Below are 12151 nucleotides of genomic sequence, written 5' to 3' on the forward strand. Positions count from 1 at the left end.
CCCTGCATGGATTTTGTAGAACCTGTCACGGATGACACCGACGAAGCTGAGGCGATACAGCACGTCCGGCGCAATGCGCTGCAGCACCGATCGGGCAGCTCCGGGTATCGTTGCGAGGAATGCGGCGATGCGATCCCGGAGGATCGGCGTCAGGCAGAGCCTGGCACCGAGCATTGCGCTGAATGCGTTTGCACCCTGCAACTGTTGAGTGAGGCATGTGATGAACTTTGACGAAGCCAGCTTCAGCCTCAAGACCGTTCAGTGGGTCGTTATGGCCGTGCTGGGGGTTTACACCTGGTTCACCAACCGCCAGGCCGCCAGTGCTCAGGAAATGATGGTCTTGCGCACCCGCATCATCGCTCTTGAGGAGCACGTTCGGCACTTGCCAGACCATTCGGCAGTGACCGATCTACTCGGCGACATGAAAGCCATGCGATCCGAACTGACGGGGGTCAAGGATGCTCTGGCCCCTTTGTCCCGATCGCTGGACCGGATTAACGATTACCTGCTGCGAGATAAAAAATGACAGCCTATTCCGAGTTTCTTCGCCATGACATCCGTCTGGTAGTACTGCGCCTGCTGGTCGAAATGACGGCCTATCGGGCTAACAGCTCCGTCTTGACCATGGCCCTGGACGACTACGGTCACACGCTCAGTCGTGACCAGGTCAAGACCGAGCTGCACTGGTTGGCCGAACAGGGAGCACTGACGCTTTCCGATGTGGGTCCGGTGGTCGTGGCAACCCTGACTGAGCGCGGCCAGGACATTGCTGCAGGGCGTGCCCGCGTTCCAGGCATCAAACGGCCGGGGGCCTGACCCATGGCTGGCAAGTCCTCAATCGATCGCCTGCAGCCAATGGTCAAGAGCTACATCCAGAAGCTGCTGCGCGAAGACCGCCTCACCCTGGATGACATGCTCGATGATATTCGGGCCCGCTTTCCCAATGAAAAAGCCCCGAGCCGGAGCGCCCTGGGACGTTTCAGGCAGGGGTTCGAGGAGCTGACGCAGAAGGCGCGCCAGCAGCGCGAAATGGCGGAGGCGTTTGTGGGCGCCTTTGGTGAGGACGCTTCGGACAAGACCGGCGTGCTGCTGGTCGAGGCGATCTCGACGCTGACCTATCAGGCGGCCATGGGCGCGCATGAGAAGGATGACGTGACCATCGCCGAAGTGACGGCCCTGGCGCGTGCCGCCAAGGCCACCATGGAAGCGCGGACTATGAGCGTCAAGGAGCGCCAGACCATCGAGAAAGCAACTCGTGAGCGGATCCTCCAGGAGCAAGCCGCCGAGCTGGACAACACGGTCAAGGCCAAGGGCATGACCGAAGAGCAGGCACTGTTCTGGCGTCAGAAGTTTCTGGGGGTTCGATGAGCGCCTCAGTAATCAAGCCGTCCTCCAGCACTTTGCGCGTCATCGAATGGGACGAGCTGCCAGAAAGCGTTCGGCTCATTCCCGAAGGGTACGACCCGCTGGGTGACGGTGTTCTGATGGCTCACCAAGCCGAGTGGCTGGGTATCCGGGCGCAGATCAAGCTGTGCGAGAAAGGCCGCCGCACCGGCATCACCTTCGCCGAAGCCCTCGACACGGTCATCACCGCCGCGTCGCAGAAAAGCGCCGGGGGCATGGATGGCTTTTACATCGGCGACACCAAGGAAAAGGGGCTTGAGTTCATTGGCTATTGCGCCAAGTTCAGCCGGGTGATGGCCGAGGCTCAGGCGTCCGGGGTCAGTGCGATCGAGGAGTTTCTCTTCGAAGATCAGGACATCAGCGGCAGCACGCGGCAGATCAACGCCTACCGGATTCGCTTCGCCTCTGGCTTCAAGATCGTCGCTTTGTCCAGTAACCCAGCCAGCCTGCGTGGCTTACAAGGCAAGGTGATCATCGACGAAGCGGCCTTTCACCGGGACGTTTCCGCCGTGCTCGATGCCGCAACCGCCTTGCTGATCTGGGGCGGCTGCATCGTCATCATCAGCACCCACAACGGCAAATCAAACCCCTTCAACCAGATGGCCAGCGACATCCGCGACAACCGCTATGGCGACACCGCCAAGGTCTATCGAGCAACGTTCGACGATGCGGTCGCCAATGGGTTGTATGAGCGCGTGTGCTTCATGACGGGTGAAGCGCCAACGCCGGAAGGCAAAGAGGCCTGGTACAAGAAGATCCGCAATGCCTATGGGCCGCGCAAGGCGCAAATGCGTGAGGAGCTTGACGCGATCCCGCGTGATGGCAATGGCGTCTGTATCCCTGGTGTCTGGATCGAGGAAGCCATGCGTCCTGACCGCACCGTGCTGCGGCTGGCGCTCGATGACGACTTCACGCTGCAGCCTGTTTATCGTCGCGAAGCCTACGTTGACGACTGGATTGAGCGCTATCTGGCTCCTTTGATCACAACGCTGAATGGCTCGCTGCGCCATTTTCTGGGCATGGACTATGCCCGCCACCGTGACTTTTCGATCATCTGCCCAATGTCGGTAGATCACGCACGCCACCGCGACGTGCCTTTCGTAGTCGAGATGCACAAGGTGCCGACCCGCCAGCAGCAGCAGATCCTGTTCTACATTTTGCGGCGTCTTCCCCAGTTCGTGGGTGCCGCACTGGATGCCACCGGCAGTGGCGAAACCCTCGCCGAAGATACCGCTGATGAATTTGGCCGTAACCGAATTCACCAGGTGAAGATCAGTCGGGCCTGGTACGGCGCATGGATGCCGAAATTCGTGCAGCTGTTCGAAGACGCCACGATAACGATGCCCAAGGACGACTCACTGCACCAGGACATACGCTCCATCGAAACCGTGGACGGCATTCCTATGATCGTCAAAGCCCGCTCGCAAGACCTTAAAGACCCTGACTTGTACCGCCACGGCGACTTTGCAGGTGCTGGTTCGCTCGCCAACTTCGCCACGCTTGAAGTGACCTCCGGGCCGGTGAGCGTCAAATCTCGCAGCCCCCGTCAGGGCCGGAAAATTACCCAGGGGTACGCATGAAAAACCAAGGTGTGTGGGTCAGCCCCACCGAGTTTGTACGCTTCTCCGAAGCGAAGCGGTCGTCCAGTCTCACCAATCACATCGCCACACGCGGTCGCATCGATGCGGGCAGCATGGGCGGCGTCAACCTGCCGAACCCTGACCCGATCCTCAAGGCCCAGGGCAAAGACATCACCGTGTATCGCGACCTGCGTAGCGCCGCCCTGGTCGGCGGTAACGTCCGTCGACGTAAGTCTGCTGTGCTGGCCTTGGAGCGCGACCTGAAACGTGCCAATGCGCCGACCAAGGTCGACCGTTTCATCCGTGACTGGCTCACCGACCTGGATCTGGACCGGATCATTCGCGAGCTGCTCGATGCGCCGCTGTTCGGGTACCAGCCTGTCGAGTTGATGTGGCAGCCAGTCGGTTTGTTCACCGTGCCAGAGGATGTGCTGGGCAAACCGGCCGAGTGGTTTTTCTACGACCAGGACAACGCGCTACGCTTTCGTTCCAAAGAGGCAGGCCAGGACGGCGAACTGTGCGACCCGATGCGCTTCGTCGTGGCCCGCCAGGACGCGACCTACGCGAACCCTTACGGCTTCCCCGACCTGTCCATGTGCTTCTGGCCTGCCGTGTTCATGAAGGGCGGCTTAAAGTTCTGGGTGCAGTTCACCGAGAAATACGGCAGCCCTTGGGTAATCGGTAAGCACCCACGCGGCGCGACCAATGAAGAAACCGATCTGCTGCTCGATAGTCTGGAAGCCATGGTCCAGGACGCGGTTGCCGCGATCCCGGACGACTCCAGCGTGTCTATCGTTGAGGCAGCAGGCAAGGCCGACAGCGCCGACGTGTACCGCGAGTTGCTGGAGTACTGCCGCAGTGAAATCAACGTGGCCATGCTCGGGCAAAACCAGACCACCGAGAAGGAAAGCAACCGGGCCAGCGCGACAGCTGGTGCCGAAGTCACCAACGACATTCGCGACGGCGACGCAGGCATCGTGGCCGCTGCGATCAACGGCGTTATTCGACGGATCGTGGATCTCAACTTCGGCGAATCCGTGGCCGCTCCCCTGTACGACTTGTGGGAGCAGGACGAGATCGATAAAACGCTGGCTGAGCGTGATAAGAACCTCACCGACGCAGGCGTCAAGTTCACCCAGGCTTACTGGATGCGTACCTACAACCTGCAGGAAGGAGACCTCGCTGCCCCAGAGGTGGCCACCGCACCCACGGCAGAGTTTGCCGAGGCCACGCTCAAGCCGGTTCTCGACCAGGTCGCGCTTGATCAGGTCATTGATGCGTTGCCCGCGCAGCTGCTGCAGGAGCAAGCCGAAAAAGCGATCGCGCCGTTGATCGAAGCCTTGCAGCAAGGCCGAACTGAAACCGAGGCATTGGGATTGCTGGCTGAAGCCTATCCGCAGATGGACGATCAGGCGCTGCAGCAGACACTCACCAAGTTGATGTTCATGGCAGACATGTGGGGCCGATTGACAGCAGCTGCCGATCGGGAGGACTGACATGGCCACCTCATCCAAAATGCCGTCGCCTGCCGACCTCAAAGCCATCTTTGGCCTGGAGCCGGAGAATGCGGTGGAGTACATGAAATCGAAGGGCTATGCGATTACCTGGAACTGGCAGGAGATGCTCGACCAGGCGCACGACCAAGCATTCACCGTCGCCAAGGCTATGCGCCTCGATCTGCTGTCGGATATTCGCGGCGCACTGGAAACGGCGTTGCAGGATGGTCAGACCCTCAAGCAGTTCACCAAGGCATTGCAGCCTGTCCTGGAGGCGCAGGGCTGGTGGGGCAAGCAGGTGATCGTCGACAGCAGCGGCGGTGCCGAGATGGTGCAACTGGGCAGTCCGCGCCGCCTGAAAACGATCTACCAGACCAATCTGCAGAGCGCCTATATGGCTGGTCGCAAGGCCAGCATGGAAGAGACGGCAGATACGCACCCTTACTGGCGTTATGTCGCCATCCTGGATGGCATGACGCGGCCCAGCCATCGCGCACTGAGTGGCAAGGTCTATCGCCATGATGATCCTGTGTGGTCATCGATCTATCCGCCCAACGGGTTCAACTGCCGATGCCGTATCACGTCGCTGACTGAGGCCGCCCTGAAGCGTCGTGGATTTACGGTCGACAGCAGCGAGGGTCGCATGCAAACAAGAACGGTTGAAATCGGCGCGGACAAGCGTACCGGCGAGATCCGCACCGCCCAGGTGACATCCTTGCGCACCACCGATAGCGAAGGTCGGGTCGCGGTTTTCAGCACCGATCCGGGTTTCAATCACGCACCAGGTGCAGGTTTGGCCGAGGCGCTCAAGCGCAAACAGGCAGCCTCCGCCCAGCAGGAGCAATGACATGTTCACCGTCGAGCTGGATCAGCAGCGCTTGCAAGATGTGCTGCGCAAGGTTGAATGGGCTGTAGGAGATCTCGCGCCTTTGATGCGATCAGTTGCCGCAGAGCTGGGCAGCATCACCGAGGAGAATCTGGAGGAGCAAGGCCGTCCAGATTGGGCCGATTTGTCTGACGTGCGTATCGGCCAGCGCGAAAAGGATGGGACGTGGCCAGGTCAAATGCTGCAGGTCAGTTCCGCTGGCTTGGCAGCATCCATCTCCACCTATGCCACCGATAGCTCAGCCGTGGTTGGCAGTAACAAGCCCTATGCGGCCATGATGCACTTCGGCGGTACCAAGGCGGAGTTCCCTCATCTCTGGGGCGATATTCCCGCTCGACCTTACCTGCCGATGGACGCCGAGGGTGTCGTGCAGCCCGAAGCCGAGGAAGCAATCCTTGATCTGGCGATGATGCGCCTGGGAAAAGCGGCCCGCGTGTAAGGCCGCAGGAGGCGATTAGGGGCGTTCAGCGCCCCGGTTCATCACGCCACACCCCCGAAGTCCGCTGTATATGCTTTATAAATCCCCGCTGCCGTCCTTTGCCCCTGTTGATCGGGTGCATATCCCGAACACTTCATCACATTCCCTCGCGATAACTCTTTAAAGCCGATTAAAAGTCTCTGGCAGTCCATTGCATCAGGCTGTGTGCTTACCCCATCAAGCGCACGCCAATAGCCATGAAGCCACTCCATATTTTCAAGCCGGGTACCCATACCGCCATGAGCGGTGCCAGCTTCAACTTCAGCGAAAGTGATCTGGCCGCCACGGTGAGTGCTTACTCACCGGCATTGCACGAAGCGCCATTGGTGATTGGCCATCCCAAGCACGATGACCCGGCAATGGGCTGGGTGAAGTCTCTTCAGGCAACAGCTGAAGGCTTGATCGCCGTGCCGCAGCAGGTCGACCCGGCGTTCGCCGAGCTGATCGGCAAAGGCAGCTACAAGAAGATCTCCGCCTCGTTCTATCACCCCGACTCACCGAGCAACCCAGTGCCTGGCGTGTACTACCTGCGCCACGTCGGCTTTCTCGGAGCCCAGCCGCCTTCGATCAAGGGGCTGCGTTCCATCGATCTGGCTGACACCGATGAAGGTGTCGTCGAGTTCGGCGACTACGGGCACGAGATCAGTTCGGGCTTGTGGCGCAAATTCCGTGAGTTCCTGATCGGCCAGTTCGGCGCTGAAACTGCTGACAAGGTGGCTCCGTCCTGGGAGATCGACAGCCTTGCCGAGCAGGCGCGCCGCAATGACCTGGATGCAGGCCCTTCCTATTCAGAACCCAAACCCACCACTGAGGTAAATCCCGTGACCGAGGAAGAACAGGCCGTATTGACGGCGGACAACGAGCGTCTTAAAGCCCAGATCGCCCGCCGCGACAAGGCCGACAAAGCCGCGACCCAGGAAGCGATCCATACCGGCAACACAGAATTCGCCGAGCAGCTGGTGGCCAGCGGCATGAAGCCTGCCCACGTGGCCGCTGTGGTCGCTGCGCTGGACTACGCCGAGGCCGGCGACAAGAGCGATAAGCCTCTGGAGTTTGGCGAGGCCGACGACCGCCAGCCGCTCAGCGAAGGCTTGAAATCCGTGTTCAAGGAGCTGACCGGTGCTGTCAGCTTCAGCGAGCAGGCCTCCAAGCAACGTGCTGGCAAGGTCCTGGACAAATCCATTAACCCGCTTGTGGCTGACGCCGAAGCCCGCTCGAAACGATAGGAGGCTCCATGCCTACTTACACACCACCCAAAACGCTGGGTGATTTGCTCCTGGTTGAAGTCGCTCCCGGCTGGACCAAAGAAAAAGCGCTGCTCGCGATGGGTGCCGCTTACCCACTGGGCACGGTTCTGGCCAAGGTCAACGGCAAGTGCCAAGCGCTTGATCTGGCGGGCGCGGGCGCAGCCAAAAAGGCCGTGGCTGTTCTCGGTGAGAGCGTGGATGCCACCGCCGCTGATACGCCTGGCGTGGTCATCGCTCGGGGTGCAGTCGTCGAGCTGGTAGAGCTGCACTGGCCTGCCGGTATCACCGATGTCCAGAAAGTCACCGCCCTGGACGAACTTAACGCCCTGGGCATCGTCGCTCGTGCGGCGCTCTGATAGGAGTTGTACATGAATCTTCAAGACCTCTTCACCGTTGCAAGCCTTAGCGCATCCATCAACAAACTGCCGGTCATCCCGAGCAAAGTCGGTGCGATGGGCATCTTCGAAGAGAAAGGCGTCACCACCACGTCGGTGGTGATCGACGAATACGAAGGCCGCCTGGTGTTGGTCCCGAACACTTCCCGCGATGCCGATCCGGCAGCCGTGAAAGCTGGCAAGCGCGCCCGGCGCACGTTCGAAACGCTGCACTTGCCAATCTCTCGACCTTTGCTCCCGAGCCAGCTTCAAGGCATTGCGTCCTTCGGCCAAGAGACTGCGACCGTCCCGCAGGCAACGATCATCAATGATCACCTGCAGGAACTGAAGAACAGCATCGAGTCCACCCGTGAGTTCCAGCGCGTGGGTGCGTTGCGAGGCAAGCTGCTTAATGCCGACGGCTCGGTGCTCTTTGATCTGTTTAGCGAGTTTGGCGTTGAACAGAAGAAGGTCACCGTCGCCCTGGGCACGGCATCCACCAATGTTCGCAAGGCCTGCCTGGACGCCAAGCGTCACGCCGAATCTAAACTCGGTGGTGTCATGGTCACCGGCTTCCGCTCCTTCTGCGGTCCCGACTGGTTCGACGCCTTTACCGAGCACGAGAAGGTCAAGGCTGCGTTCGCTGGTTACCAGGAGGCGCAGGACCGTATTGGTGGCGATCTGCGTTCGGGGTTCACCTTCGGCGGCATCGAGTTTGTCGAGTACGACGTAACGGTCAGCGGCCAACGCTTCATTCCGTCCAACGTCGCCCAGGTATTCCCGGTGGGCAAAGGCGTCTTCAAGATGTTCAACGCCCCGGCGAACTACAACGAGACGGTCAACACCGTGGGCTTGCCGTTCTACAGCAAGGGTGAAGAACGCAAGATGGGCAAAGGCTGGGACGTAGAAGCGCAGGCTAACCCGTTGGCCATGTGCTTGTTCCCTGAAGCCCTCGTCGAACTGTCGTTCTAGGCCATGCGCTACTGCACCCGCGCCGATATCGGCAGCGCCATCCCAGAGATGACGCTGATTCAGCTCTCCAACGATGACCCCTCGGCCATGCAGCCGAACGAGTCCGTGATCGAGGATGGCGTGCGCCAGGCCGAAGAGCTGGTCGACGGTTATCTGCGCGGGCGCTACACCTTGCCGCTCGATCCGGTCCCCACGGTGCTGCGCGATGCCGTGGTCTATCTGGCGCGACACTGGCTGTATCAGCGTCGCCCAGAAGGCTCGTTGCCGGATCCAGTCAAGGACAGCCGCAAGGACACCATCAAGCTGCTGGAAAGCATCCGTGATGGTGTCGTCACCCTGGGCATGCCGTCAGGCAAGGCGGCTCCTGAGCCCGGTGAGATCCGGGTCCGCTCCCGTCGCCAGCAGTTTGGCAACGATTTATGGAAGAGCTACTGATGAGTCAGCCCCTGATTCAGCCAAAGACACAAACCGAGCAGCTGATGCTTGCCATCGTGGAGCGCCTGAAAGCGCACTTCGATAAAGAGCTGATGATCGAGTTGTTCCCGGAAAGCCCGGCCCAGTACCGGCTTAACCATCCTCGGGGCGCAGTGCTGGTGGCCTTCGGCAAGTCATCCTTCGACGATTCCGAATCGTTGGATGCCATGTTCCAGGCCCGCAAGATCGTGCTGCGCTTGACCTTTGTGTTCCGGCAGTTGAACGGCAAGGACGGGGTGATCAGCTTCCTTGATCGCGCCCGTGGCGCGCTGGCTGGCTGGAAGGCTCCGCACTGTGATGTTGCCTGTCGCCCGCTCGCTGAAGCGTTCATCGGTCAGGTCCAGGGCATCTGGCAGTACAGCCTCGACATTTCCACCCGTGCAACTCAGTTGCAAATCATGGAGCCCGAAACCGGGCCTCTACTGACACAGACCCGTTTCGAGGAATACCAGTGAAACTGACCCGCTATTTGTACAAAGGCCCCCAGAGCGCGGCGACGCTTCGCTTAGTGGCTGAATCCGGCAAGCCTGCCGAGCTGCTCGAAGTACAGCTGATCCCTGGCAAGCCTGTCGAGCTACCTGAAGATCATGAGTATGTTCAGGTACTGCTCGTCCTCAAACACCTGGAGTTGCTTCCAGGCGATGCTGCCGAAAGCGCTGTGGTCGATGCGCCAACTGCGCAAGACAAGAAAGGAGCAAAAGCCTGATGGCTGCTAACTATTTGCACGGTATTGAAACCCTTGAGATCTCCCGAGGGGCGCGACCCATCCGCATTGTGAAGTCGGCAGTCATTGCGCTACTCGGTACCGCACCGGTCGGGGCGGTGAATGCGGTCACGCTGTCGCTGAACGAGACCGACGGCGCTCAGTTTGGTCCTGATGATCTGGACGGCTTCAGTATCCCCAAGGCGTTGTCGAGCATCTACGACTTCGGCGCAGGCACTGTGCTGGTGGTGAATGTTCTGGATCCGTTGATCCATCGCACCAACGTTGTGGGCCAGGCCCGCTCCTTTGGCGACAACGAACTGTTGCGATTGGGTCATGGCGCACTGCAGCTGCTGGAGCTAAAACCGGCTACTGGCAATGGCGCTGCCTACGCACTCGGCGTCGATTACACCGTCGATATGCTGACTGGCAAGGTCACCCGATTGGCCGCTGGCGCCATCCCGGTAAACGGTTCGGTCCTCGCCGACTACACCCATGCAGATCCGAGCAAGGTCACGCCTGCCGATATCGTCGGCGCGGTCAACATTGCAGGTCAGCGAAGCGGGCTCAAAGCGTTCCAGGACAGCTACAACACCCTGGGCTTCTTCGCGAAAATCTTCATTGCACCAGGGTTCAGTCAGCTCAATTCGATCAGCGTCGAGCTGATCGCTGCCGCCACTCAGGTTGGCGGGGTCGCTTACATCGATGCGCCGATCGGCACCACGGTGCAGCAGTGCATTGCCGGTCGCGGGCCTGCAGGCGCGATCAACTTCAACACCAGCAGTGACCGGGTACGCTTGTGCTATCCCCACGTGAAAGTACTCGACACCGCCACCAGCGGTGAGCGCCTGGAGCCTTTGTCGATCCGCGCCGCTGCTCTTCGGGCAAAGATCGACAATGACAAGGGTTACTGGTGGAGCAGCTCCAATCAGGAGCTGATTGGTGTGATCGGGCTGGAACGGCCATTGACCGCTCGTGTTGACGACGCAAGCAGCGAAGTGAACTTGCTCAACGAAAACGGCATCACCACCGTGTTCAACTCCTTCGGTACCGGGCTGCGCTTGTGGGGTAACCGCACCGCTGCCTGGCCAACTGTTACGGAGATGCGCAACTTCGAAAACGTCCGTCGCACCAAGGACATCATCGACGAATCCATCCGCTACAGCTCGCTGCAGTTCGTTGACATGCCGATCACCGACTCTCTGATCGACAGCATCACCGAAAGCGTCAATCTGCTGTTTCGCAAGTTGATTGGCGATGAAGCGCTGATCGGTGGTGAGTGCTGGTATGACCCCGCTCGCAACCCACAGACAGAGCTGCAGCTCGGTCATGCGCTGTTCAGCTACAAGTTGACCGTGCCTTTGCCGCTTGAGCGAGGCACGTTCGAAACCGAAATCACCAGCGAATACCTGGTCAACCTGGGAGCACCATAATGGCCTTCAGTGCGCACCGCATTTCCAACGCTAACATCTACCTGGACGGGGCCAGCTTCTTCGGCAAGGCCGAAGAGATCGACCTTGGCTCCGTGAAGGCGGTGATGTCGGACTTCCAGGGGCTGGGCATGATCGGCCTGATCGAGCTGCCCGATGGCTTCGACAAGATCGAGGGCAAAATCAACTGGAACAGCCTGTACGGTGACGCCGCCACCAAGCTCGCATCGCCTTTTAAAAGCGTTGCGCTCCAGTGCCGATCGAATGTCCAGGTATTTGACAGTACTGGTTTGGTGAGCGAAATCCCGCTGGTCACGATGATGACCATCACCTTCAAGGATTACAAACTGGGGAGCCACAAGCCTCGTGATCCTGCGAAGTACGAATCCCCATTCTCTGCCACCTATGTGCGTCAGGTGCTCGATGGTGAAGAAGTCCTGTTACTGGATTACTTGGCGAACATTTTCAAGGTAAATGGCGAAGATCAGCTGGCGACATACAGGAAGAACATCGGCCAGGCTTAACGGTAGCGCTGGATGCGCCTGATCTGAATAGCCCCATGGACGGGGCAGCATGGATGCAACCCTGAAGCCCCGCCACCGTGCGGGGCTTCTCTTTAAAGCGTATTAAAAGCCGAATCGCTCACCAGGTGCGAACCTCTGGACTCTTTCAGAGCACTCCCACTTCACCTGGAGCAACAGCGATGGCCGCTTCCCTCAGTATCTCTCTTAAATTTCCCTTCACGACCGCTGCTGGCGTCTGCCTTACCTCACTGCCTATCACCCGCCTCAAGCGCAAGGACATCGGCAAGGCTCAGGCCTACAGCAAGGACGAAGGGCTGCAGGAAGACTTCCTCTTTGCCAAAATGACCGGCATGACGATTGAAGATTTGGCAGAGCTGGACATCGCCGACTCCAAAGTCGTTACCGAGGTGTTTCGGGAAATGGCTGATGGACGAGACCTGGCTGCACTCCTGGGACGAAGCGCTGTTGATGGTGCTAAAGATGCAGCCATCAGAGATAGCGAACCTGGAGATGCCGGAGTACCTGCGGTGGGTTGATGCGTGCAGTCGAGAAATCGACCGACGTATCGAAGCTGCAGAAAAGA

17 protein-coding genes are annotated in these 12151 nt (G+C 59.6%); all 17 read left to right on the plus strand.

The window, feature by feature from the left end; genetic code table 11:
• The first annotated feature begins 6 nt into the window (after positions 1-6).
• The 17 genes from AABC73_RS14025 to AABC73_RS14105 all read left to right on the plus strand — a co-directional run bounded on the left by AABC73_RS14025 (position 7) and on the right by AABC73_RS14105 (position 12104).
• A complete protein-coding gene (locus AABC73_RS14025; RefSeq protein ID WP_083359078.1) occupies positions 7-231 on the plus strand; it encodes a TraR/DksA C4-type zinc finger protein in 225 nt (74 codons plus the stop codon).
• On the plus strand, positions 221-526 hold the full coding sequence (locus AABC73_RS14030) for a DUF2730 domain-containing protein (RefSeq protein WP_083359079.1): 306 nt from the start codon (positions 221-223) through the stop codon (positions 524-526). The genes AABC73_RS14025 and AABC73_RS14030 overlap by 11 nt, the downstream gene beginning before the upstream one ends.
• Positions 523-816: a hypothetical protein gene (locus AABC73_RS14035; RefSeq protein ID WP_083359080.1), complete on the plus strand. Its 294-nt coding sequence runs from the start codon at positions 523-525 to the stop codon at positions 814-816. The genes AABC73_RS14030 and AABC73_RS14035 overlap by 4 nt, the downstream gene beginning before the upstream one ends.
• A gap of 3 nt (positions 817-819) precedes the next feature.
• On the plus strand, positions 820-1368 hold the full coding sequence (locus AABC73_RS14040; protein ID WP_083359081.1) for a phage protein Gp27 family protein: 549 nt from the start codon (positions 820-822) through the stop codon (positions 1366-1368).
• Positions 1365-2984, plus strand: coding sequence for a hypothetical protein (locus AABC73_RS14045; RefSeq protein WP_341521534.1), 1620 nt, complete (start codon positions 1365-1367; stop codon positions 2982-2984). Before AABC73_RS14040 ends, AABC73_RS14045 begins: the two co-directional genes overlap by 4 nt.
• Positions 2981-4480 carry a DUF935 family protein gene (locus AABC73_RS14050; protein ID WP_341521535.1) on the plus strand — a complete coding sequence of 500 codons (1500 nt, stop codon included), beginning with the start codon at positions 2981-2983 and terminating at the stop codon, positions 4478-4480. Before AABC73_RS14045 ends, AABC73_RS14050 begins: the two co-directional genes overlap by 4 nt.
• Position 4481: 1 nt before the next feature.
• Complete coding sequence (locus tag AABC73_RS14055) at positions 4482-5327, plus strand: phage minor head protein (protein ID WP_341521536.1); 846 nt, start codon at positions 4482-4484, stop codon at positions 5325-5327.
• Between the two features lies 1 nt (position 5328).
• Positions 5329-5805 carry a phage virion morphogenesis protein gene (locus AABC73_RS14060; protein ID WP_341521537.1) on the plus strand — a complete coding sequence of 159 codons (477 nt, stop codon included), beginning with the start codon at positions 5329-5331 and terminating at the stop codon, positions 5803-5805.
• A gap of 236 nt (positions 5806-6041) precedes the next feature.
• Entirely contained in the window at positions 6042-7070 is a 1029-nt protein-coding gene (locus AABC73_RS14065) for a peptidase (protein ID WP_341521538.1), read from the plus strand.
• Positions 7071-7078: 8 nt separating this feature from the next.
• On the plus strand, positions 7079-7447 hold the full coding sequence (locus AABC73_RS14070; RefSeq protein ID WP_341521539.1) for a head decoration protein: 369 nt from the start codon (positions 7079-7081) through the stop codon (positions 7445-7447).
• A gap of 12 nt (positions 7448-7459) precedes the next feature.
• On the plus strand, positions 7460-8437 hold the full coding sequence (locus AABC73_RS14075) for a major capsid protein (protein ID WP_341521540.1): 978 nt from the start codon (positions 7460-7462) through the stop codon (positions 8435-8437).
• A gap of 3 nt (positions 8438-8440) precedes the next feature.
• Positions 8441-8872 (plus strand): DUF1320 domain-containing protein, encoded by a 432-nt coding sequence (locus tag AABC73_RS14080; RefSeq protein ID WP_341521541.1) that lies wholly within the window; start codon positions 8441-8443, stop codon positions 8870-8872.
• Entirely contained in the window at positions 8872-9366 is a 495-nt protein-coding gene (locus tag AABC73_RS14085) for a Gp37 family protein (RefSeq protein ID WP_341521542.1), read from the plus strand. The genes AABC73_RS14080 and AABC73_RS14085 overlap by 1 nt, the downstream gene beginning before the upstream one ends.
• Positions 9363-9617, plus strand: a complete 255-nt coding sequence (locus AABC73_RS14090; RefSeq protein ID WP_341521543.1) for a hypothetical protein — start codon at positions 9363-9365, stop codon at positions 9615-9617. Before AABC73_RS14085 ends, AABC73_RS14090 begins: the two co-directional genes overlap by 4 nt.
• Positions 9617-11047, plus strand: a complete 1431-nt coding sequence (locus AABC73_RS14095) for a phage tail sheath subtilisin-like domain-containing protein (RefSeq protein WP_341521544.1) — start codon at positions 9617-9619, stop codon at positions 11045-11047. The genes AABC73_RS14090 and AABC73_RS14095 overlap by 1 nt, the downstream gene beginning before the upstream one ends.
• Entirely contained in the window at positions 11047-11568 is a 522-nt protein-coding gene (locus AABC73_RS14100; RefSeq protein ID WP_341521545.1) for a phage major tail tube protein, read from the plus strand. Before AABC73_RS14095 ends, AABC73_RS14100 begins: the two co-directional genes overlap by 1 nt.
• 179 nt (positions 11569-11747) lie before the next feature.
• On the plus strand, positions 11748-12104 hold the full coding sequence (locus AABC73_RS14105; RefSeq protein WP_341521546.1) for a phage tail assembly protein: 357 nt from the start codon (positions 11748-11750) through the stop codon (positions 12102-12104).
• The last annotated feature ends 47 nt before the right edge of the window (positions 12105-12151 follow it).

It is taken from the genome of Pseudomonas sp. G.S.17 (assembly GCF_038096165.1).
Classification (GTDB): Bacteria; Pseudomonadota; Gammaproteobacteria; order Pseudomonadales; family Pseudomonadaceae; genus Aquipseudomonas.

Excerpts from the sequence above, each read along its gene's own strand:
- AABC73_RS14075 (WP_341521540.1), top strand. The coding sequence starts at position 7,460 with ATGAATCTTCAAGACCTCTTCACCGTTGCAAGCCTTAGCGCATCCATC.
- AABC73_RS14045 (WP_341521534.1), top strand. The coding sequence starts at position 1,365 with ATGAGCGCCTCAGTAATCAAGCCGTCCTCCAGCACTTTGCGCGTCATC.
- AABC73_RS14105 (WP_341521546.1), top strand. The coding sequence starts at position 11,748 with ATGGCCGCTTCCCTCAGTATCTCTCTTAAATTTCCCTTCACGACCGCT.
- AABC73_RS14040 (WP_083359081.1), top strand. The coding sequence starts at position 820 with ATGGCTGGCAAGTCCTCAATCGATCGCCTGCAGCCAATGGTCAAGAGC.
- AABC73_RS14030 (WP_083359079.1), top strand. The coding sequence starts at position 221 with ATGAACTTTGACGAAGCCAGCTTCAGCCTCAAGACCGTTCAGTGGGTC.
- AABC73_RS14050 (WP_341521535.1), top strand. The coding sequence starts at position 2,981 with ATGAAAAACCAAGGTGTGTGGGTCAGCCCCACCGAGTTTGTACGCTTC.
- AABC73_RS14035 (WP_083359080.1), top strand. The coding sequence starts at position 523 with ATGACAGCCTATTCCGAGTTTCTTCGCCATGACATCCGTCTGGTAGTA.
- AABC73_RS14060 (WP_341521537.1), top strand. The coding sequence starts at position 5,329 with ATGTTCACCGTCGAGCTGGATCAGCAGCGCTTGCAAGATGTGCTGCGC.
- AABC73_RS14070 (WP_341521539.1), top strand. The coding sequence starts at position 7,079 with ATGCCTACTTACACACCACCCAAAACGCTGGGTGATTTGCTCCTGGTT.
- AABC73_RS14085 (WP_341521542.1), top strand. The coding sequence starts at position 8,872 with ATGAGTCAGCCCCTGATTCAGCCAAAGACACAAACCGAGCAGCTGATG.
- AABC73_RS14025 (WP_083359078.1), top strand. The coding sequence starts at position 7 with ATGGATTTTGTAGAACCTGTCACGGATGACACCGACGAAGCTGAGGCG.
- AABC73_RS14065 (WP_341521538.1), top strand. The coding sequence starts at position 6,042 with ATGAAGCCACTCCATATTTTCAAGCCGGGTACCCATACCGCCATGAGC.
- AABC73_RS14100 (WP_341521545.1), top strand. The coding sequence starts at position 11,047 with ATGGCCTTCAGTGCGCACCGCATTTCCAACGCTAACATCTACCTGGAC.
- AABC73_RS14095 (WP_341521544.1), top strand. The coding sequence starts at position 9,617 with ATGGCTGCTAACTATTTGCACGGTATTGAAACCCTTGAGATCTCCCGA.
- AABC73_RS14055 (WP_341521536.1), top strand. The coding sequence starts at position 4,482 with ATGGCCACCTCATCCAAAATGCCGTCGCCTGCCGACCTCAAAGCCATC.
- AABC73_RS14080 (WP_341521541.1), top strand. The coding sequence starts at position 8,441 with ATGCGCTACTGCACCCGCGCCGATATCGGCAGCGCCATCCCAGAGATG.